Here is a 19,421-nt window from a genome sequence, read left to right as displayed (position 1 = left end):
CGCGGAATGCGGCGTTGCGGGGGGCTATGCCGCTTGGCGGTCGGTCGAGCTGGTCCGGCCCAACCGCCGCCTAGCGCTTGATCAGGAATTCGATCGCGGCGGCATAGCCCTGGATTCCCATTCCGGCGACCACTGCGGTGGCGATGGGGGAGATGTAGGAGTGATGCCGAAACTCCTCGCGCGCATGCACATTGCTGATGTGCACCTCGACAATGGGGAGTTCCGGAATCACCAGCGCATCACGCAGCGCCACCGAAGTGTGCGTCAGCCCACCGGGATTGATGACAATGCTGGATTCGACGCCGCGCGCCCGATGGATCCGATCGATCAGCGCTCCTTCGGAATTCGACTGGAACGCATCGATCTCGCGGCCGTACCGCGCGGCGGTCTGCCGGCACAACTCGACGACATCGTCGAGCGTGGCCGACCCGTAGACCTCCGGCTGGCGGGTGCCGAGCATATTGAGGTTGGGGCCGTTGAGAACCAGGATCGGACCAGGTGTCGACATGGACAAGACACTAGCCGCAGCGACTGCTAGCAGGTCGCTCGACGATCCGAACTAGAGTCCCTGCGGACCTTCCGACCGCAGGTCATCCACCTTCCGCATGGCGGTGCGCAACTCCTCGAGCCAGGCCTCGGCGTGTTTACCCGCCAACTTCACCGTCCAGGCCAGCGCATCCGCCCGCGATCGGGCCACGCCGGAATCGACGAGGGTGTCGAGCACCTTGCGCTCCGGCTGACGCAACCGGGTCATGACCGGAACGGCCAAGTGTGTGAACATGGTTCGTTCACCATCCACCGAGACGCCCCAGGCGACGCTGCGCCCGTAGCGGCGCTGGGCCTCATCCGCTATCCGCATCCGTGCCGGGCGGGTGGTCTCGCGGAATCGGGCGATGGCGCCCTCCTTTGTCGCGGCCGGAACCTCCTCGGCCGGCGCATCGGCGTCGCCCTGCTCCGCTACCGCGGGTTTTTCCGGCTGCGGGATCGGCAGTTCACCGATCACCACGATTTCGTCGCGGTCGATTTCGATGACGGGCTGTCCAGTGAACCAGTCGCTTGGCAACCGACCGGCGAACCAGTCGGGGGCATCCGCTGGGTCGGGTAGATCGGCCTGCTGCCAGCCGCCCGGTCGTCCGAAACCCCGTCCCCGATGATCGTGCCTCATTTGGGAATCACCTACTTACTGTGGCTCGTGTATTTCATTGATTACAAGATTACGTCGCAATTGGTGTCCGTGGTTCCGCTCTGTGCGAACGGTTTCGGCGAAGGGCGGCGCGGGTATGTCGCAGAGAGGGTGTGCGCTGGTCAACGGGGTCCTTCGCCCCCGAAACGCCGACGTACACCGTTTTCGTCCGACTTTGCGGTCCGGCCGGTACGGTTGCGGCGCCGGATGTCGCGGCAGGACCGGGGAACGCTTATGATCAGCCACTCGAAGCAAGGGTTTCGGGCACAATCGGAGATGCTGAGCATGGCTAACGTCCGGGCTGCGGCGGCACGGCGGACAACTAATTTCAGGTACGGTGGTCTTGTTACTGGAGTGACAAGAGTAAAGAGTGGGCGACATGGATGTGTGGGGATCCCGCCGCTATCGCGTCCGGGGCGCAATCGCACTCGCCGGGGCGGCGGCATTGGCTATCACGATCGGATCGTGTGGAACCGACCAGAAACGCAATGAGGCCGAAAGTGTCGTAGACCGCTTCACTGAACTGCTCGACAATCAGAACTATGCCAAGGCGGCGGAGCTGACCTCCTATCCCACCGCCGCGTCAGCAACGCTGAAGCAAATGTTCGCGGGTTTGCAGCCGGGCAAGGTCGACTACCAGAAGACCCAATTCATCGGTCTCGGCGCCGAGGGCGGACTGTTCAGCATGGACGTCGCCTGGGACTTCGGCGAGAACAAGACCTGGAAGTACAGCCTGCAGGGCAATGTGCGGAAGTTGGCGATCGGTTGGCGGATCTCCTGGGATCCCGCCGTCGTCATGCCGCAACTGGACCACAACCGCACGGTCCGCCTCGTGCGCACCACACCCACCCCGCCACCGCGGGTCACCGATATCGTCGGCGACGCGCTGATGACCGAACAGCTCATCAATGTAATCAAGCTCGATCCGGCCAAGACGACCGATCTGGTCGCCTCGACCGACGCACTGGCCAAGGCCATCGCACCGGTCGCGCCGCTGATCACCGGACCGTCGCTGCTGCAGCAACTGTCGTCCGCACAGGGCAAGCCGATCGTCGCGGTGAATCTGCGCGAACCCGATTTCGCGATCCTGGAGCCCGCGATGGCCCGGGTGCCCGGCGTGGTGATGGAGAAACAGCCGCGGCTCATCTCCGCCGATCGCCGGACCTGGTCGCCGATGCTGGACGCGCTGCGCAAGGTGTGGCAGGACAGTCAGGATCAGCATTCCGGTTGGGGCGTGCAGGTTTTCGAACAGGACGGTCGCTACGTCGGGCAGATCGCCGGATATCAGGGACCGCCCGGTCCGGACATCGCGGCCACCATGGATCAGCGCCTGCAGCGGGCCGCCGAGGATGCCGTGGTGAGCGTCGGTACGCCCGCCTCGATCGTGGCGATCCGGCCCTCCAGCGGTGCGGTCGTCGCGGTCGCACAGAACACGCAGGCCAGCGAGCACGGCTCGGTCGCCTTCACCGGGCTGTATCCGGTCGGCACCAATATCGACCTGTTCCGCACGGTCGCCTCGGTCCTGAAGAACAAGGCACCGCAGGACGTTTCGGTGCCGGATGCGGCCGAGGCCGCGCCGAATCTCGGTGTTGGCGTCGATTACAAGGTGCCCGGACTGGATGAGGTCACCGGGCGGGTCGCCGTCGCGGGGCGCAGTGCCGAGCAGGTCCGTCAGGGCGGCGGAACGGATGCGGTGCTGGCCAGCCCCTTCGGCATGGCGATCGCCGCGGCCGCCATCGCGCGCGGACAGGTGCCGCCGCCGATGATCGAGGCCGGACGGCCGAGCACCACCGACGCGCAGGTCGGCGGCATGCCACCGGAGCTGACCGACCGACTGCGCGGACTGTTGCGCGATGCCGCGGGCCGACCGGAATTTGCGCCGCTGCGGCCGTTCCGCGATGTCACGGGATTCGCGGCCACCGCGGGCAATGACGGTTGGCTCATCGCCAATGCGGGGGATCTGGCCTTCGCGATCCATATCAATGACACCGACAGCGGCGATGCGACCGCGCGGATGGCCGCCAGGATGCTCCAGTACCTGGCGTCTCCGGAGCCCTGATGGCTCAGTTGACGGCCTTGATGGCCGCACGCCAGCCGAGCAGGAACAGTGCGAGCACGCATGCCGCGACAATGATGAAACTGAATGCCGTGCCCTGACCGCTGATCACGCGCAGCACCATGCCGCCGCAGAGCGTGCCGAACCAGACCAGAACTCCGGTAGGCCACAGGGCGGTCCCGTCGAAGTGCGCGGCGCGCCCCTCGTCGTCGCGGATCCGGCTCGCGACCGCGACGGCCGCCACCCAGCCGATTGCGAGTCCGATTCCGAACGGCCAGAACGTCTTCAGCAATCCAGTGAGTATCGCCTCGTCATGACTGCGCCTGCCGATCGCGCAGAACACGACCACCAGCAGTGCATCGACCAGCAACGGCACCAGTTTCTTCACGCGGGCCAGCGTAGTACCCGATGTCACAGCGTCCGGCGCTGCTCGAATTCCTTCTCGAGCTCCGCATCGTCGGCCTGTGGGGTGCGGAACAGGAAGGCGAAGACGATCCAGCCGATGATCGCGACCAGGATGAAGCTCACCAGGCGATAGACGAAGGCGGCGGCGACGGCCTGGGTGATGGGTAGGGCGGCGCCCGCGGTGAGGCCGTAGATGAGGGTCGCGTCGACGTAGACGATGCCGCCGGGCGCGAACGGGATGGAACCGACGGCCTTGCCCGCGGTGAACGCGATGAGCAGACCGGCCAGCTTCGGATCGGCGCCGACCGCGTAGCAGGCGGCGCCGAGGCAGGCGACATCGGCAAAGCGGTGCACCAGCGCCCAGCCCGCGACCAAGACACCGTCGCGCTTGCCCAGATCCACCGATTCCAGCTGCGAGAGCATATCGGCGATCTTGCTCATGCCCTGGTCGGCTGGCCTTTTGCGGATTCGATTGAGCAGCGCGAGGCCGCGCCGCAGTACGGCCTCCAGCGCGCCCGGATTCCTCGACAGGTAGTTGCCCGCCCACACCAGCGCGATCACGCCGACCACCGACAGAATGAGTTTGAACGGCCCGACCTGGTTGCCGACCAGCAGTGCGCCGCCGACGCCGAGCAGGGCGAGTCCGGCGGTGGCCACCACGCCGGAGATCACCAGCTGCCAGGAGGCGACGATCGGATTTGCACCCCAGCGGCGGGTCTGGCGATAGGTGAAGGCGGTGGAAAACACCTGTCCGGCAGGCAAACTCACCGACATTGCGGTGGCGCCGTAGACGACGGCGACGGATTTGTGCTGGCGGACATCGACGCCGCCCGCGTGCAGCAGCTGTTTCTGAACCCGGCTGAATCCGCTCATCGACAGTGCCGCCATCCAGATACAGGCGGCGACCCAGCCCCAGTGAATTTCGGTGAGCTTATTCCAGGAATCGTGCAATCGTGGCCAGAGGTAGTAACCCTCGCCGATGAGCAATGCCAGCAATGCCATACCGGCGACCCATTTGACCCACCAGAATCTTCCCCGCTGGCCCCGCTTCGCTGGTCTGTCGGTCGGGTCCTCGGGCGGCGGCGGTGCCGGATCGCCTGCTAGTTCCCCGTTGGCCGTCACGCGGTCAGCCTAACTAACCGATCGTTCGGCTGTCTGCATCGACGTGCGGGGCCGGGATTCAATCGCCGGAGCTCTCCGGCACAACCCAGGCCGGCTCGTCCGGTTCGGTCGCCCGCACCGCGGTGCTCTCCTGCGGCCAGGCCAACCTGGTCTTGCGCCGCCGCCCGCGCAACTGGACTTCGTCCCCGGTCAGCCAAAGGTCCTGCTCACTTTCATCGGCGAAATACAGCGCGCTGCCGGAGGCGAGTACGCGGCCGGGACGATCCTTTGCCAGCTCGGTCAGCCGCGACGCCTCGTTCACCGGATCGCCGATCACGGTGTATTCGAAACGGTTTGCGGCGCCGATATTTCCGGCGACCGCCAGACCCGCCGATACCCCGATACCGATATCGAGTCCGGGCACCTCGCGCAGGGCTTCGCGCAATTCACGGGCGGCGGCCAGGGCGGCGGTCGGTGCGTCCGGCCGGTCCAGCGGAGCGCCGAAGATCGCCAGCGCGGCATCGCCGACGAATTTATTGACGAACCCGTGGTGCCGGTCGATGACATCGACGACGATGCGGAAGAACTCATTGAGCAGGCTGACCACCTCGGTCGGCGGGCGCTCGGCCGCGGTCGCGGTGGACCCGACCATATCGACGAACAGCACGGCCACGAATCGGGTCTCCCCGCCGAGTTCGGTGCCGTAGTCGAGTGCGCGCTGCGCCACCTCCTCGCCGACATGCTGGCCGAAGAGTTCCTGCAGCTCGCGGCGCTTGGCGGCCTCTTCCATCATGCGGTTGAAGCCGACCTGCAGCAGTCCGATCTCACTGCCGTCGAACACCTCGACCTGCACGTCACGGGCGCCCTCCTGCACCCGTTCGATGGCCTGGCTGAGCTGGCGCACCGGATCGGTGATGCTCGATCCGGTCAGCATGGACAGCGCGAGTGCCTGCATGATCACCACACCGCACAGCAGCAGGATGGAGATGGCCAGCGACTGCGCCGAGAACTTCACATCCGACGAGATCTGGGTGACGCACAGCAGCACAATGGCGATGGTGGGGGCGAATGTGCCCATACCCCAGGTCATCGCCATTCTGGTGCCGACGCCCGGGGTCAGCGAGCGGTCGAACGAACCCTCGGTCAGTGCCTCGGCGGCGACCGGGCGCAGAATCCGTTCGCCGAGCATATAGGTGAAGCCGAAGACGATCGTCGCGGCCATACATTCGGTGACGATGACCGCGCCCGCCAGTTCCGGCGCGTCCACAATGATGGTCGCCGCCAGGATGGCGCCGCCGATCAACCACAGCACCAGATGCAGGATCGCCTGTCGCAGCGGCGCGTGCAGTGCGGCCATCTGCTCCTGCCGGCTCGGCGGCCCGCCGCGCATCTGCCAGCGCATGACCGGCCGCAGCATCAGTGCCGACGCGGCAAGGCTCAGCAAACCGCCGGTCGTGAATACCAGACCGGGAATCACCAGGCCAGTGCGTCGCGCACCGGCCGCCTCACCCTCGGGAACCGGGAGTCCATATTGGATGAACGCCCACACCAGGACCGCACCGAAGGCATTGGCCAACAGCATCGATGTCAGGTACAGCGGCCAGCGCGTTCGCATGGTCTGTTTGACCGCTTCCAAAGGCGCTGACACGTGACCAATCTAGCGTTTCGATCATGTGAGCATATCCGCGGCGGTCCGCGCCGATTAGGCTCGCGGAGGTGACCGACCAGAAGGTAAGTGCTACGGGGAAAGCCACTGCTGTGCGGTCGGCTGCTGATTCCGTCCACCCGTTTGTCCGGATTTCCGCGGAGTGGTCGTGGCGGCTGCTGGTGATGTTCGCCGCGCTGCTCGCGCTCTCGACGGTGGTGCAGCGGTTGGCGACGGTGGTGATCCCGCTCGCCATCGGATTGCTGGCCGCCGCACTGCTGGCGCCGCTGGTGGATTGGTTGCAAGGGCTAGGGGTGCCGAGGGCGGTGGGGGTCTTCGTCGCGCTCGTCGGATCGATCGGCGTGGTCGCGGGCATCATGACCTTTGTCGTCGAACAGTTCGTCGAGGGTGTGCCACAGCTGTCCGATGAGATCACCCACAGCATTCACGAGATTCAGGACTGGCTGATCAATGGTCCGCCGCATCTGAGCAATGAACAGATCCGCAATGCGGGCGACACGATCGTCAAGACGATCCAATCGAACCGAGAGGGTCTCACCAGCGGGGCGCTGACCACCGCGACGGTGATCGGGCACATGCTCACCGGCGCATTCCTGACGCTGTTCATTCTGATCTTCTTCCTCTACAGCGGCGATCAGATCTGGCACTTCGTCACCCGGATCGTGCCGACGCCGCATCGGGAAAAGGTGCGCACCGCAGGGCAACTCGGCTTCGGCACGTTGGTCGGATTCGTCCGCGCCACCGTCGTCGTCGCGCTCGTCGATGCCATCGGTATCGGTGCTGGCCTGGCGATTCTCGGGGTGCCACTGGCGCTGCCGCTGGCCTCGCTGGTGTTCATCAGCGCGTTCATTCCGATCGTCGGTGCTTTTCTGGCCGGGACCATCGCGGTCTTCATCGCGCTGGTGACCAAGGGCTGGGTGACCGCACTGATCGTGCTCGGCATCATCATCGCGGTGATGCAGCTGGAGAGCCATGTGCTGCAGCCGTTGCTGCTCGGGCGGGCCGTGAGCATCCATCCGCTGGCGGTGGTGCTGGCGATTGCGGCTGGCATCGTGCTCGGCGGGATCGCTGGCGGTTTGCTGGCGGTGCCGTTCGTCGCGGTGATGAATACCGCTATCCGCTCACTGCTGTCCGAAAGCCCGGAGGAGGCGTTCGAGGAACTGCACACCGGCGAAGGGCACAGAATGTATTCGGCGGAGCCGGATAAACCGGAACCCGGCCGGTTCGATGTGGACGCGACATTGGCGCGGGAGGCGGCCAGGGAGCACCCGGGTGGGGACGAGACCGATGACGCGGCCGGACCAGACTGAGGTCCGACCTGCCGAACTGAGCGCGGCCGATGCGGCAACCGCGCCGCTGTGGCGGGCCGTACAGGCGTTGCGGCTGGTCACGCTGCTCTATGCGGTCGGCCAGCAGATCGCCTCGGTGCAGTACTACCAGCACCAGCAGCTGAGCTGGGTGCTGATCGCGGTAATGGCGGTGTGGTCGGGCACCTCGGCATTCATGTTGTCGCAGTGGCACTTTCCCGATGTGGCGCGGTTGCGGTGGTGGGTGGTGATCGGCGACCACGTGGTGGTTGTCGCACTCATCGCCTCGACCCGACTGGTCGCCGATTACGGCTGGTACCACGGGCATCAGACGCTGCCGACCACGCTGTGGGTCGCCAATGCCGTTGTCTCGGCAGCGATCCTGCGCGGGCCGCTGACCGGTGTGCTCTCCGGGGTGCTCATCGCGGCGGTGATCATGACGGTGCGCCAACAATGGGGGCAGGATGTGTGGGCCGATGCGACCGCGCCGGTGCTCGTCTCCATCGGTCTCGCGCTCGGACTCGCGGCCGATACCGCGCGGCGCGCCCAAGGCCAGCTGGAACGGGCCGTGCGGTTGACCGCAGCCGCCGAGGAGCGGGAGCGGCTGGCCCGTGAGGTGCACGACGGTGTACTACAGGTGCTCAGCTACATCACCCGGCGCGGCAACGAGATCGGTGGTTCCACCGAGGAATTGGCCCAGCGCGCCGCGGAACAGGAAGTGGCGCTGCGGGTACTGATCTCCGAACAGGGCAAACACGGGGATAGCGGTGGCGCCGATGTCGATCTGCGACCGCTGCTGACCGCGTACGCGACGCCATCGGTATTCGTTTCGACACCGGGTGGGCCCGTCCGGGTGGGGCGCTGGACGGCGGGGGAGATCGCGGCGGCGGTGGCGAACGCACTGTCGAATGTCGCGCTGCATGCCGGACCGGAGGCGAAAGCCTATGTGCTGCTGGAGGATACCGGCGACGAGCTGATCATCAGCGTGCGCGATGACGGCGTCGGCATTGCGCCGGGTCGCCTGGCGGAGGCGGAAGCCGAAGGGCGCATGGGTGTTTCGCGCTCCATTATCGGCCGGATCGAAACGTTGGGCGGGACGGCGGTGCTGCTGACCGAGGCGGCGGGCGGTGTCGGATTCGGCACCGAATGGGAGTTCCGGGTACCACGTACAGGAGGTGCGGTGTGACCGATGGCGGTGCGGCCGAGGCGATTTCGGTCATGGTGGTCGATGACCATCCGATGTGGCGGGACGGTGTCTCGCGGGATCTGGCCGAGGCCGGATTCGAGGTGGCCGCCACCGCGGACGGGGTCGGATCGGCCACCCGGCGGGCGGCGGCGGCGCGGCCCGCGGTGGTGCTGATGGATATGCAGTTGCCCGATGGGAACGGGGCGCAGGCCACCGCGGAGGTGCTGCGGGTATCGCCGCAGAGTCGGGTGCTCGTCTTGTCCGCCTCGGCCGAGCGCGATGATGTGCTGGACGCGATCAAGGCGGGGGCCTGCGGATATCTGGTGAAGAGCGCGTCGGTCAATGAGCTGATCGAGGCCGTGCGGGCCACCGCGGCGGGACAGCCGGTGTTCACACCCGGACTGGCCGGGTTGGTGCTCGGTGAGTATCGGCGGATGGCGACCGCGCCCGCGCAACCGGATGAACCGCATCGGCCCGCACTGACCGAGCGCGAGACCGAGGTGTTGCGGATGGTGGCGAAGGGCTTGTCCGCCAAACAGATCGCCGTCCGGCTCGGGCTCAGTCATCGGACGGTGGAGAACCATGTGCAGGCGACATTGCGCAAGTTGCAGTTGGCCAATCGCGTCGAGCTGACCCGTTATGCGATCGAGCAAGGGCTCGAATAGCGCGATATCGGCTCGGGTCGGCCACCGATTTCTTGGTCACCACTGCGGCGATCCCTGGTGCTGGAACCGGAACTGCTCGAGCCGCGGACCGTCGGCATCGGGCGGCGGATGCCCGTGCGGGGTCGGAGGCTGGGCGGTCGGAGTCTGTTGGCGTGCGGCGCAGGCTGCTGAGGCTCGACAGCCGAGAGGGGAGGACCAGGGCGAGGCATTCGGCTGCTGAGACGCGCGGTGGGATCGGCCGACCCGGAGGTGGGGCCGCGGCGGTTGCCGGGCGCTCATGGCTGCTCATCGTCCGAGCAGCCGATGGGCCGACGAGGACGATGAATTCCCCGTGACGTGACGTGCACCGGTGCAAGAGGGGGCGGGGATTCGGTTCGGGGCCGCGCTGGAATCGGGGTTTGCCCTGATGCACCGAGCGTCCGGGGCTCGGTAATCTCGAATTCATGGGTGGCCCCGATTCGGTATCCAATGGTGTCGGCTCCGGCGACGTCGTCGGCGACCGTGCACTGCGCGTCTCCGACGCCGAACGCGAGCACGTCGGTCAACTGCTGCAGCGGGCCGTCGGGCTCGGCATGCTCTCGCTCGGGGAGTTCACCGAGCGGATGGATACCGCGCTCGCCGCCAAGACCCGCGGTGAGCTCAATGCGGTACTGGTCGATCTGCCCGGTGTCCGGCTCATCGGCCAGCCCGCCGCACCGCCGTCCACATTCGTCAATGCCGCGCCCGGCGTCGCGAAGCGGCCGGTATCGCCGCCGCCGTCGGTTCCGGCGCAGGCCACGCCCGGCAATGTGATCCGCAGCCGCCTGTCCAACGTCCATCGCCGCGGTCCATGGCAGGTCGCGCCATCGCTGCACCTGAACAACTGGCTCTCCGGCGTCACCCTCGATTTCACCGAGGCGATCATGTCCACGCAGGTCGTCGAGGTGAATGTTGACGACTATCTGAGTTCGCTCACCCTGATCGTCCCCGCCGAGGCCACCGTCGACCTCAATGGCGTCGACCTGATCGGCTCCAGTGTCAACAACAAGGTTCGCACCGGCCCACCCTTCGGCCCGCTGCACCTGGTCGTCCAGGGCCGGATCCGCTTCGGCTCGGTGACCGCCAAACACACCCTGCGCGCCCAATGGCGCAAGTTGATGGGCAGCTGAACGCCGGACTAGTCGTTGACGCCGATGCGGCGGGCGAAGGCGCGCAGCGGGACTCGGCGGTCATGGTCGAGCAGTTCGGAGACGATATGCCTCGGCAGGGTCTGGTATTTGATCCAGTCGGCGCCGCCGACGCGTTCGGCATTGAGTAGTGCGTCGAGTGCGCGCTTGTGCTGGCCGGTTCGGGTCAGGGCGACGGCGGTGTCGGTGAGGTGGCGGGCCCGGGAGGCCTGCGGGAGACCGCAATTCGCGGGCATATCCTTCGCGGCGGCCAGCGCCTCCGGATAGCGTTCGGAGCTCACATTCACATCGACGGTCTGCATGACGACTTGTGAAGGGCCGAAATAGGTTTCGTAGTCGTGCCGATCGCTGCCGATGCGCAGTGCGACCTCACCGGCCGCTTGGACCAGCGATAGCGCTTCGGGCACATCCTGCGCGCGGCCCGCCGCGGTCGCGCCCTGCAACACCAGTGACCCGTACGCGGACAGATGCGCCAGGGTTTCGTCGCCCTCGGGTTCCAGGCTCGCCGCCGCACGCAGCGCGACCTTGCGCGATTCGTCATAGCGGCCCTGCACCAGCAGCTGCCAGGCGACCGAGCCGCGGATGGTGGCCAGCAGCAGCGGATCGTTGCCGAGTTCGGCCGCGGCCAGTGCCTGCCGGATCGCCAGGAATGCCGGATCGGTCTGGCCGAGGTGCACCAGTGTGCAGCCGGTGACCCAATACATCCGGGCGAGTAGTTCATTCGCCGGGGCGACCGTGCCGTTGTGGGCGGCGTGCACCGTAGCCCGCAGTTGGGTGAGCCCCGACGGCAGGATCGTGGTCAGCAGTTCGTAGCGGCCCGTCCAGTAGGCGCCCCATGCGTAATCGACTGCGCGACTTGCCTCGTCGAGGCCGATCGCGTCCTCGTGGGGCATCTCGCCGAGTAGATCGTCGACCGGGGTCAGTGCGCGCCGGATCGCGACGATGCCCGCATCCGGATTGCCGGAGGGTATGCCGTGCCGCTTGCCCACCAGGTCGGAGATGTCGACATCCAGTGCGCGCGCGAGCTTTTGCAGGCTGGCTATGGACGCGGTCTGGCGGCCACCCTGTTCCAGTTTGCGCACCAGGTCCACGCTGACACCGGCTTGGTCGGCGAGTTGGCGCTGGGTCAGCGCCTTGCCGCGGAACAGCCGAATCCGCACGCCGATCGAGGAATCGTCCATCTAGCCAAGTCCTTTGTTACATCCTTGTTTCAGCGTACGACGTTAAGTGATTGCGCTCACCCAAAGTGGGACATTACGTACGACTCGTGCACGCTCAGTTGGAATACCGTTGCCTTTCTGCAACTTTGAGAATGCAAAGGGCGGCGGCAATGATCACCATGCCGATTACCACCGTGCGAGCTCTCCGCGCCGATCGCGCGCTCGAGCCGGGTGCACACACCAATCGATCCGCGCGCCACATCCAGCGCGTGCGCGAACAGCACGGCCCGCTACGCGCAGGGGGCTGCCCGGTCTGCTGGCGAGGTGAGGGGTAGGCCATGTTCGAGCGCTGTCACTCTCCCAATGAAGTCGCGCATATGCTGCGACATCGGTACGGGTTGCCGGTTCAGCTGCTGGCAGGTCGCCCGATGATCACCACCGGCTCCATCCTCGGCGCCCTGGTGATGCCACCGGACCTGGGCCGCAAGGTCCTCGCCACCTTGGAGCGGGGCTACACGGCCCCCGTGGTCGCCGATCCCGGCGAGCGCACCTGGACCTTCCTCGTCGCACCCCCGGGCTCGTCGAGCCCCGTCGATATCAGCGTGCGCCGCTGCCTGGCCGGACACCACGTGACCGTCATCCCCGGCGGCCGCTACGTCATGCTCCCCACCACCGACTCCCAACTCGGCTGGCACTGGGCAGGCGAACCGGCTCCCGGCGTCCTGCGGATGCCACCGCGTTCAGCGGTGATCAACGCGGTCCACCAGGTCACCACAATGCGGGCCCCGACCAAATGACCGTTGCGCCCCGACTGACCCCACCTGCAGTCCTGGTGCGGGTCGGTCGGGGTGTCACGCTGTAGCACCTCGTGCTACCGAAGCGGTAGGGGCCCGCGTATACGGCCCGGTGTCGGCTGCGGTTGTTGCCGTCGGGCGCAAGCCGCGCAGGCGTCTTGCCGACTTGATGATCGCCTCGACGGCGATTGCCAATGAATTACCGCTGTTCACTATCAATCCCAATGATTTCGTCGGCTTGGAGCGGCTGTTGACGGTGGTGCCGGTCGCACGACCCGCCGGGTAGATCTGTAGGACCCTTCGACCGACGCGGCGCCGCAAGTCGGGTAGATATCTGGGGTCCCCCGAGGATTTCTACTCATGTGTCGGCGTGGTGTGCGAATCAGCATTGGGGTATGACTACGTCTATCGATCCCGCGCTGATTTCGCGGTTGTCAGGGGAGTTCACGGCCTTGGGAACGCAAATGGGCGTTCTGGGCCGAGACCTGGATTTGCTGCGCTGCCAGATCGAGGCGAGTTCGGTTGCGGCATCTGAGGTTTCGAAATATGCAGCAGATGCACCGGCTGCCGTGGATGCGCCGCTCGATTCCGTTGCCGTGCCATCCGGTTCGTCTGTTCCTGCGTCGGCGCCGTCAGCGCAGCTCGGTTTCGAAGGCGCAGTCTCAGGAGACCCGGTGGGTCGCCGGAAGCAGTTGTCAGAGGCCGTGCCGCCGGGAGCATCCGGGATGGGTGCGATGCCTGATGCTCCAGCCGTACCTGCCGCCGGTCAGGTGCCTGGTGAGCCTGCAGTAGGTGCGGACCACGGCGCTCCAGCCATGCTTGCTCAGGGGGCGGTGCCTGGCACACCTGCGGAGGGGGCCGGATCGGGTCCTGTCACGGGGATGGGGCGGATTCCGGTGCCGCCTGCTATGTCTTCGGGTTGGGCACAGCCGGTGCCCGCGTATGGGGTCGGCTATATGCCACCGGCCGCTACTGCGGTGTCCGGTTGGGCGGCCGTGACAGATCCTGCTGGGATGGCGGGAGTTCCGGGTGGGTACGGGCCGGTGGGTGTGCCGCCGGGAGCAACGGGAGCTCACGGTGGGTATGGGCTGGTGGGTGTGCCGCCGGGAGCAACGGGAGCTCACGGTGGGTATGGGCTGGTGGGTGTGCCGCCGGGAGCAACGGGAGCTCACGGTGGGTACGGGCTGGTGGGTGTGCCGCCGGGAGCAACGGGAGCTCACGGTGGGTACCGGCCGATGGGTGTGCCGCGGCGGACGGGGGTGGTTCCGCCGCGGATGCGGCCGCCGGGGCCGCCGGTGCGGGGTGGGGCAGGTGCGCCGCGGACGCCGTGGTGGCAGCAGGAGGGGATGATCAGTCGGATATTGGCGGTGGCCGGGGTGGGGGTGACGCTGATCGGGGTGGTGATGCTGTTGGTGCTCGCGGCGCAGGCCGGATTCTTCGGTCCGGTGCCGAGAGTTGTTGCAGGGGTGGTGTTCTCGGCGGCATTGGTTGGGGTCGGTGTGCGGGTGTTCAGGCGAGCCGGTGGACCGGTCGGCGGAATTTCGTTGGCGGCCACGGGTATTGCGGGGGCATATCTGGATGTGGTTGCGGTGACCGCGATCTATGGGTGGCTACATCCGGTGGTCGGGCTCGGGGTGGCGTTGGCCATTGCCGCGGGTGGGGTCGGGCTGGCGCTGCGCTGGCAGTCGCAGCCGCTCGCGGTGCTGGTGGTCGCGGGTGCGGCGGTGTTGTCGCCGTTCGTGACCTCGGAATTGGTACTGCTCGCCTTCCTGATCGTGCTGCAGTTGACCTGTGTGCCGGTGCAATTGGCGCGCGATTGGCCGTTCCTGCATGCGGTGCGCACGGTGCCGGTGACGTCGGCGACCTTGGTCGCCATTGCGGTGGCCGCCGTTGGCGATCCGGCACCTGGCCGGACCTACTGGCTGCTCACCGCCGCGGTGGCGATCGCATCGATCGGGCTGGTCGGCGGTTTCCTGGTGGTGCGCAAACGATCCGGGGATATTCTCGCCGCGCTGGCCTTCGCCCTGTCGACGGTTCCGCTCTTGGCGGCACCCGCGCTGTTCGAGCGGCACTCGGCTGCCTTGGTCGCCGGGATCTACGCGGCGGTGCTCTTGGCCGTGGCGGCATTGTCAATGGCGCCGAAACTGCGTGAGCTGGTGCGTATTCCGGGTTCGATCGCACTCGTCGCCGCGATAGCCGGTTCCTTCGCACTGCTCGAAGCCTGTGTCGGGATCACCCGGGTGTCGACCCTGCCGATCGCGCTGTTCCTGGTCGCGCTGGGCTTCCTTGGCGTGGCAGGTCAGCAATGCTCGCGCGTCACCGCCGCCTTCGGTGCGGCCTACACGATGGTCGGCGCCCTGGCGTACTTCATCACTGTGACGCCGGAAGCGCTTGCGACACAACGGATCGCGCAGGAGCGCATGGGCATCTCCACCGCATCGGGGGCAGTCCTCGCACTGGCCGTAATCGCCGCGGGCGTCTGGTGTGCCCGGAGACTCCCCGGCATGATCAGGGGCGGCACCGATGAATCGACGCTATTCGTCGTCGCGAGCATCGCGGGCCTGTATTCCGTAACCGCCGCGACGGTCTCGATCGGCATCGCATCCGGTGCCGCCGACGGCTTCATCATCGGCCACAGCGCCGCCACCATTATCTGGATGGCCGCGGCCACCGCCGCGCTGCTGTTCGGTCTGCGCAACCTATCCCGCTCGGCCGCGGTGGCGAAACTCGCCCTCGGCTCCGGACTCCTCGTCACGGCCGCGGCATTGGCCAAACTGTTCCTGTTCGACCTCGCCACCCTCGACGGCCTCGTCCGAGTGGCCGCCTTCCTGATAGTCGGCGTCCTGCTCCTGCTCGCGGGTACCCGCTACGCCCGAGCCTTCGCCGAAGCCGGTGCCTCGAAACGAAATTCAGACGACGCCCCAGCCAACTGACGCCCACCGCATCCGCGCCTTCTCATGGCGGCGGCCTCCCGGCTACCCAGTCGCTGAATCGTGCATCCACGCCCGGAATCCGGTCGGCATTACCCTCCGCTGCCACAGCTGCACGGCCACAACCCAAAGTTGCGGCCGCACAGTCATTTCTGTCGGCTACCACTGGCCGCTTTACCTCTCGACGGTCACGTGGCGCTCGGTCCTCTCGACGCACCGAACGTCGGCTACTCGTTCCCCTTGCGACGCAGCAGTTCGTTCACGCTGACGGTGCGGCCATCGGCGCTGTGGTGGCGGCCCCCATCGGGTTTGCCGATGCCGCGGCGGTTGGAGCGCAATTCGGCCATCCAGTTTTCGATGCTGCTCCGGTTCTGGTCCGGGACTTCGTCATTCGATGGCGGGGTGGCGGGTTGTTCGGGCGCCGCGTGGTGGGCCGGGTGGTCCGACGAAGCCGTCGGCAACGGTGTGGGCTGGTTCGGCGGTGGCGGCATCGGCGTAGGCGTCGGCGGAATCGGATACGTCGGCTCGGACGCCCCTGGAATCCCCGGCAGCGGACGTGGCCGAACGACGGGTTCGGGCACCCGGCGTACCGGCGGCGCGGGCTGCACGGAAGGTATGGGAGGCGCAGACGGATTCGCCCGCGGCCGCGTCGGATCATGCGGCGCGGCAGCCGGTCGCGGCGGCACCGGCGGATCCGCCGGGATCTTGGCCAGATGCTGCGTCGGCGCACCGGCCTCGATCTCCTCGACCGTGCGCGGACGGCGCGGGCTGCGGGACCGGGTCGCGGCATTATCGGAGAGCGCGGGCATCTGCATGGTCGGCGGATCGGTGATCGGGGTGGTCTTGACCAGGTCGACGAGCTCACCGCCACCGGGCCGCTCATCATCGAGAATCGGCTCGCCGAGTCCGACCTTCTGCTGCACCTTCTTCATCCACGTCGGTGCCCACCAGCAGTCGTCACCGAGCAGTTTCATGGTGGCCGGGACGAGCAGCATGCGCAGGATGGTGGCGTCGATGAACAGCGCCGCGATCATGCCGTAGGCCAGGTACTGCATCATCACCAGATCGGAGAACGCGAACGCGCCGGTGACCACGAGCAGGATGAGCGCGGCGGCGGTGATGATCCGTCCGGTCTGCGCGGTACCGATGCGCACCGCCTCGGTGGTCGATGCCCCCTGGGCGCGCGCCTCGACCATGCGCGACAGGAGGAATACCTCATAGTCGGTCGACAGACCATAGATGACCGCGATGATCAGCACCAGCACCGGCGACATGATCGGCTGCGGGGTGAAGTTCAGCAGGCTCGCGGCGTGCCCGTCGACGAAGATCCACGTCAAAATGCCGAGCGTGGAACCCAATCCGAGCGCGCTCATCAATGCGGCCTTGATCGGCAGCACCAGTGAGCCGAAGGTGAGGAACATCAGCAGCGTGGTCACGAACAGGACCAGCGCGATCATCAACGGCATCCGATGCAGCAGCGCATCGATGCTGTCCTTCTGGATAGCGGGCTGACCGCCGACATACATCTGCACGTCGTCGGGCACGTCCAGGGAGCGCAGATAGTCGATGGTCGGATCCGAGTTTTCGGAGTCCTCGAGCGTCGCGCTGGTGCTGTAGACATCCGGGTCGGAGGTCGAGCGCGACGGCACATTGAAGGTGCCGTTCAAGCCGGGCGCCTGTTTGGCCGCGGCCCACACCTTGCCGACGTCATTGCTGTTACCCGAGACGAAGACCAGCTGGATCGGATCGGATTTGCGCAGCGGGAAGATCGAGTCGAACTTCGCCTGCGCCAGTCGAGTCGTATTGTCCGGCGGCAGATACCGCTCGTTGATACCGCCGAATGCCAGATTCTTGACCGGAATGATCAACAGCAGCAACAGGATGCAGATCGGGATGGCGATCTTGAGCGGATGCTGCATCACCCAGCGGGTCGACTTGCCCCAGAAGCCGTTCTCGACTTCCTCGGCGGTCTTGGTCTTGCGGAATCGCTTGAACCCGAGCATATCCACCCGCGACCCCAGGATGCTGAGCATCGCGGGCAGGATGGTGATGGCGGTCAGCGCGGCCAGCGAGACGGTCGCGATGGAGCCGTAGGCAATCGATTTGAGGAAGCCCTGCGGGAACAGCAGCATGCCGCCGAGGCTGGCGATGATCATGGTCGCGGAGAACACAACGGTACGACCCGCGGTCATCACCGACCGGCGCACGGCCGCGCGCGTGTCATAGCCCTCGGCGAGTTCCTCGCGGAACCGGCTCACGATGAATAGGCCGTAGTCGATGGCCAGACCGAGACCGATCATCGAAACGACCGGCGAGACAAACGAGTTGACCTCGGTGAACTCGGTGGCGAAGCGCACGATGCCCCAGGCGCCGATCACCGTGAGACCACCGACGATCAGCGGCAGCGCCGCGGCGACCACACCGCCGAAGATGAAGAACAGCAGCACCGCGACCGCGGGGATGGCCAGGATCTCCATCCGCTTCTGGTCGGCGGCCATGGTGTCGTTCAGCGTGCCCGCCACCGCCTGCAGACCAGCGACCTGCACATCGACGCCCGGAATGGCGAAGGCGTCCTTCACCTTCCGGAAGTTGCGCACCATGGCGGTGTCGTTATCGCCCTTGATGGCGATCGAGGCGAAGGTGTACTTCTTATCCTTCGAACCGAACGTCAATGGTGAGGCCGGACCGGTTTCGGTCTGCCAGTAGGCGCCGTTGACCTTGGTGATCTCGTCCGGATGCTCGCGCGGCAGCTTGTTCAGGCTGTCGACGACCTGCTGCCGGAATGCAGGATCGTCGATCGTCTTACCGTCCGGCGCGGTGTACAGCACGATGACATCGCTGGTGTGATCGCGACCGAAGGCCTCGTCGGACAGCTTCGCGGCTTTGGCCGACTCCGACGTCGGGTCATCCCATCCGCTGGAACTGAGATGGTCCTCCAGGCCGAGGCCATAGCCGCCAAGCGCCAAGAGTCCGGCCGCGACAATGCCGATGACGGCGAAGCGCAGTCGGTAGACCAGATCGCCCCAGCGTGTGAACACTAAGCGACTCCTTGGGCAGGGCGAGAGGTGAGCAGCGCCGACAGCGGCCGGAACGGCTGCAGCCAGGCGCCCTCGTCGGGCAGCGAGTCGAGGCTGACCCTGGGCAGCGGTTCACGGAACACGCCCGGGATGTCCTCGAGGTCGATGAATTCGAGGGTATCGGATGTGACGGCCCAACTCGCATGCTCACGGAAGCCGAGTATCTGAACAGGGATTCCGTTGGCGGCCAATTGTTCGAGTGGTTCGCGAAACGCCTGGCCGTCGGCGGAGGCGACCATGATGCCCGCCAGTCCGGCGCCGCGACTGCGCAGCTCGATGTGCGCGAGCATATCCGCGTCCACATCGGAGTCCTCGTCGATCTTGGGCTTGGCGAAGACCGCGTAGCCGACATTGCGCAGCGCCTCCACCCACGGCCGCACCACATCCGCGGTGCCCGGGGCGATATTGGTGAAGACGGTGGCTTCCGGCTCGACCCGGGTCACGCTGCCCACCGATAGCTCGGCGGTGCGTGCGAGCAGCCAGCGGCCGAGCGCGTCGAAGCGCGGTCGATAGGCAGCCGTCGGACGCCCGCCGAGGATGGCGCCGAGTCCCATATCGAGGTTCGGGGCGTCCCAGACCAGCAGCACCCGACGCACATCGGGCCCGGTGGCACCGATCACCTCGGTTCCGGTGCCGTGCATCTCCCCGGCAACCTCTACGACGTCACTGATGCTCATGCTTTCGCCTCGCTGGCGCTCGGCTCCGACATGGCCGTCATGACGGCT

General features: G+C 66.6%; 16 protein-coding genes. 8 read left to right on the top strand and 8 right to left on the bottom strand.

Annotated elements, in window-relative coordinates; genetic code table 11:
- Positions 1-70: 70 nt before the first annotated feature.
- Positions 71-508 carry a type II 3-dehydroquinate dehydratase gene (gene aroQ, locus ACWEO2_RS25685; RefSeq protein ID WP_452407639.1) on the bottom strand — a complete coding sequence of 146 codons (438 nt, stop codon included), beginning with the start codon at positions 506-508 and terminating at the stop codon, positions 71-73.
- Between the two features lie 51 nt (positions 509-559).
- Positions 560-1,165, bottom strand: coding sequence for a hypothetical protein (locus tag ACWEO2_RS25680; RefSeq protein WP_452407638.1), 606 nt, complete (start codon positions 1,163-1,165; stop codon positions 560-562).
- A 397-nt stretch (positions 1,166-1,562) separates the two neighbouring features.
- Between ACWEO2_RS25680 and ACWEO2_RS25675 the strand changes: the two genes are divergently transcribed.
- Complete coding sequence (locus tag ACWEO2_RS25675; protein WP_452407637.1) at positions 1,563-3,242, top strand: NTF2-like N-terminal transpeptidase domain-containing protein; 1,680 nt, start codon at positions 1,563-1,565, stop codon at positions 3,240-3,242.
- Between the two features lie 4 nt (positions 3,243-3,246).
- Here the strand turns inward: ACWEO2_RS25675 and ACWEO2_RS25670 are convergent, their stop codons facing one another.
- The 3 genes from ACWEO2_RS25670 to ACWEO2_RS25660 are packed head-to-tail and all read right to left on the bottom strand — an operon-like array spanning position 3,247 to position 6,360.
- Positions 3,247-3,627 (bottom strand): DUF3054 domain-containing protein, encoded by a 381-nt coding sequence (locus tag ACWEO2_RS25670; protein ID WP_452407636.1) that lies wholly within the window; start codon positions 3,625-3,627, stop codon positions 3,247-3,249.
- A 23-nt stretch (positions 3,628-3,650) separates the two neighbouring features.
- Positions 3,651-4,766: a lysylphosphatidylglycerol synthase transmembrane domain-containing protein gene (locus ACWEO2_RS25665; protein ID WP_452407635.1), complete on the bottom strand. Its 1,116-nt coding sequence runs from the start codon at positions 4,764-4,766 to the stop codon at positions 3,651-3,653.
- Positions 4,767-4,824: 58 nt separating this feature from the next.
- Positions 4,825-6,360 carry an adenylate/guanylate cyclase domain-containing protein gene (locus tag ACWEO2_RS25660; RefSeq protein WP_452407729.1) on the bottom strand — a complete coding sequence of 512 codons (1,536 nt, stop codon included), beginning with the start codon at positions 6,358-6,360 and terminating at the stop codon, positions 4,825-4,827.
- A gap of 101 nt (positions 6,361-6,461) precedes the next feature.
- On the opposite strand from ACWEO2_RS25660, the gene ACWEO2_RS25655 reads away from it, so the two are divergent.
- The 4 genes from ACWEO2_RS25655 (at position 6,462) to ACWEO2_RS25640 (ending at position 10,717) form a co-directional block, all read left to right on the top strand.
- The gene (locus tag ACWEO2_RS25655; protein ID WP_452407634.1) at positions 6,462-7,721 is read left to right on the top strand and encodes an AI-2E family transporter; all 1,260 of its coding nucleotides are present in this window, start codon (positions 6,462-6,464) and stop codon (positions 7,719-7,721) included.
- Positions 7,699-8,904 (top strand): MacS family sensor histidine kinase, encoded by a 1,206-nt coding sequence (gene macS / locus ACWEO2_RS25650; protein ID WP_452407633.1) that lies wholly within the window; start codon positions 7,699-7,701, stop codon positions 8,902-8,904. The genes ACWEO2_RS25655 and macS overlap by 23 nt, the downstream gene beginning before the upstream one ends.
- A gap of 32 nt (positions 8,905-8,936) precedes the next feature.
- Positions 8,937-9,569 carry a response regulator gene (locus tag ACWEO2_RS25645; RefSeq protein ID WP_452407728.1) on the top strand — a complete coding sequence of 211 codons (633 nt, stop codon included), beginning with the start codon at positions 8,937-8,939 and terminating at the stop codon, positions 9,567-9,569.
- Positions 9,570-10,012: 443 nt separating this feature from the next.
- Positions 10,013-10,717: a DUF1707 SHOCT-like domain-containing protein gene (locus ACWEO2_RS25640; RefSeq protein WP_452407632.1), complete on the top strand. Its 705-nt coding sequence runs from the start codon at positions 10,013-10,015 to the stop codon at positions 10,715-10,717.
- Between the two features lie 8 nt (positions 10,718-10,725).
- On the opposite strand, the gene ACWEO2_RS25635 is transcribed toward ACWEO2_RS25640, so the two are convergent.
- Complete coding sequence (locus tag ACWEO2_RS25635; protein WP_355183165.1) at positions 10,726-11,916, bottom strand: helix-turn-helix domain-containing protein; 1,191 nt, start codon at positions 11,914-11,916, stop codon at positions 10,726-10,728.
- Positions 11,917-12,272: 356 nt separating this feature from the next.
- On the opposite strand from ACWEO2_RS25635, the gene ACWEO2_RS25630 reads away from it, so the two are divergent.
- The 3 genes from ACWEO2_RS25630 to ACWEO2_RS25620 all read left to right on the top strand — a co-directional run bounded on the left by ACWEO2_RS25630 (position 12,273) and on the right by ACWEO2_RS25620 (position 15,622).
- Entirely contained in the window at positions 12,273-12,692 is a 420-nt protein-coding gene (locus ACWEO2_RS25630) for a hypothetical protein (RefSeq protein WP_355183163.1), read from the top strand.
- Between the two features lie 109 nt (positions 12,693-12,801).
- Entirely contained in the window at positions 12,802-12,975 is a 174-nt protein-coding gene (locus tag ACWEO2_RS25625) for a cytotoxic translational repressor of toxin-antitoxin stability system, toxin of TAS system (RefSeq protein ID WP_452407631.1), read from the top strand.
- 1,060 nt (positions 12,976-14,035) lie between these two features.
- A complete protein-coding gene (locus ACWEO2_RS25620; protein WP_452407630.1) occupies positions 14,036-15,622 on the top strand; it encodes a DUF2339 domain-containing protein in 1,587 nt (528 codons plus the stop codon).
- Between the two features lie 224 nt (positions 15,623-15,846).
- Here ACWEO2_RS25620 and ACWEO2_RS25615 read toward each other — a convergent pair whose 3' ends face one another.
- The gene (locus tag ACWEO2_RS25615; RefSeq protein WP_452407629.1) at positions 15,847-18,657 is read right to left on the bottom strand and encodes an MMPL family transporter; all 2,811 of its coding nucleotides are present in this window, start codon (positions 18,655-18,657) and stop codon (positions 15,847-15,849) included.
- A complete protein-coding gene (locus tag ACWEO2_RS25610) occupies positions 18,657-19,373 on the bottom strand; it encodes an NYN domain-containing protein (RefSeq protein WP_452407628.1) in 717 nt (238 codons plus the stop codon). The genes ACWEO2_RS25615 and ACWEO2_RS25610 overlap by 1 nt, the downstream gene beginning before the upstream one ends.
- Positions 19,374-19,421: the final 48 nt, after the last annotated feature.

The organism is Nocardia sp. NPDC004278 (assembly GCF_053602975.1).
The sequence above is the reverse complement of the archived record's forward strand: the minus strand, read 5'-3'. Positions and strand labels throughout refer to the sequence as shown.

What these genes read in the sequence shown, in the direction of transcription:
- aroQ (WP_452407639.1), bottom strand. Translation starts at nt 508, where the DNA reads ATGTCGACACCTGGTCCGATCCTGGTTCTCAACGGCCCCAACCTCAAT.
- ACWEO2_RS25680 (WP_452407638.1), bottom strand. Translation starts at nt 1,165, where the DNA reads ATGAGGCACGATCATCGGGGACGGGGTTTCGGACGACCGGGCGGCTGG.
- ACWEO2_RS25675 (WP_452407637.1), top strand. Translation starts at nt 1,563, where the DNA reads ATGGATGTGTGGGGATCCCGCCGCTATCGCGTCCGGGGCGCAATCGCA.
- ACWEO2_RS25660 (WP_452407729.1), bottom strand. Translation starts at nt 6,360, where the DNA reads ATGCGAACGCGCTGGCCGCTGTACCTGACATCGATGCTGTTGGCCAAT.
- macS (WP_452407633.1), top strand. Translation starts at nt 7,699, where the DNA reads ATGACGCGGCCGGACCAGACTGAGGTCCGACCTGCCGAACTGAGCGCG.
- ACWEO2_RS25645 (WP_452407728.1), top strand. Translation starts at nt 8,937, where the DNA reads ATGGTGGTCGATGACCATCCGATGTGGCGGGACGGTGTCTCGCGGGAT.
- ACWEO2_RS25640 (WP_452407632.1), top strand. Translation starts at nt 10,013, where the DNA reads ATGGGTGGCCCCGATTCGGTATCCAATGGTGTCGGCTCCGGCGACGTC.
- ACWEO2_RS25635 (WP_355183165.1), bottom strand. Translation starts at nt 11,916, where the DNA reads ATGGACGATTCCTCGATCGGCGTGCGGATTCGGCTGTTCCGCGGCAAG.
- ACWEO2_RS25630 (WP_355183163.1), top strand. Translation starts at nt 12,273, where the DNA reads ATGCTGCGACATCGGTACGGGTTGCCGGTTCAGCTGCTGGCAGGTCGC.
- ACWEO2_RS25620 (WP_452407630.1), top strand. Translation starts at nt 14,036, where the DNA reads ATGATCAGTCGGATATTGGCGGTGGCCGGGGTGGGGGTGACGCTGATC.
- ACWEO2_RS25610 (WP_452407628.1), bottom strand. Translation starts at nt 19,373, where the DNA reads ATGAGCATCAGTGACGTCGTAGAGGTTGCCGGGGAGATGCACGGCACC.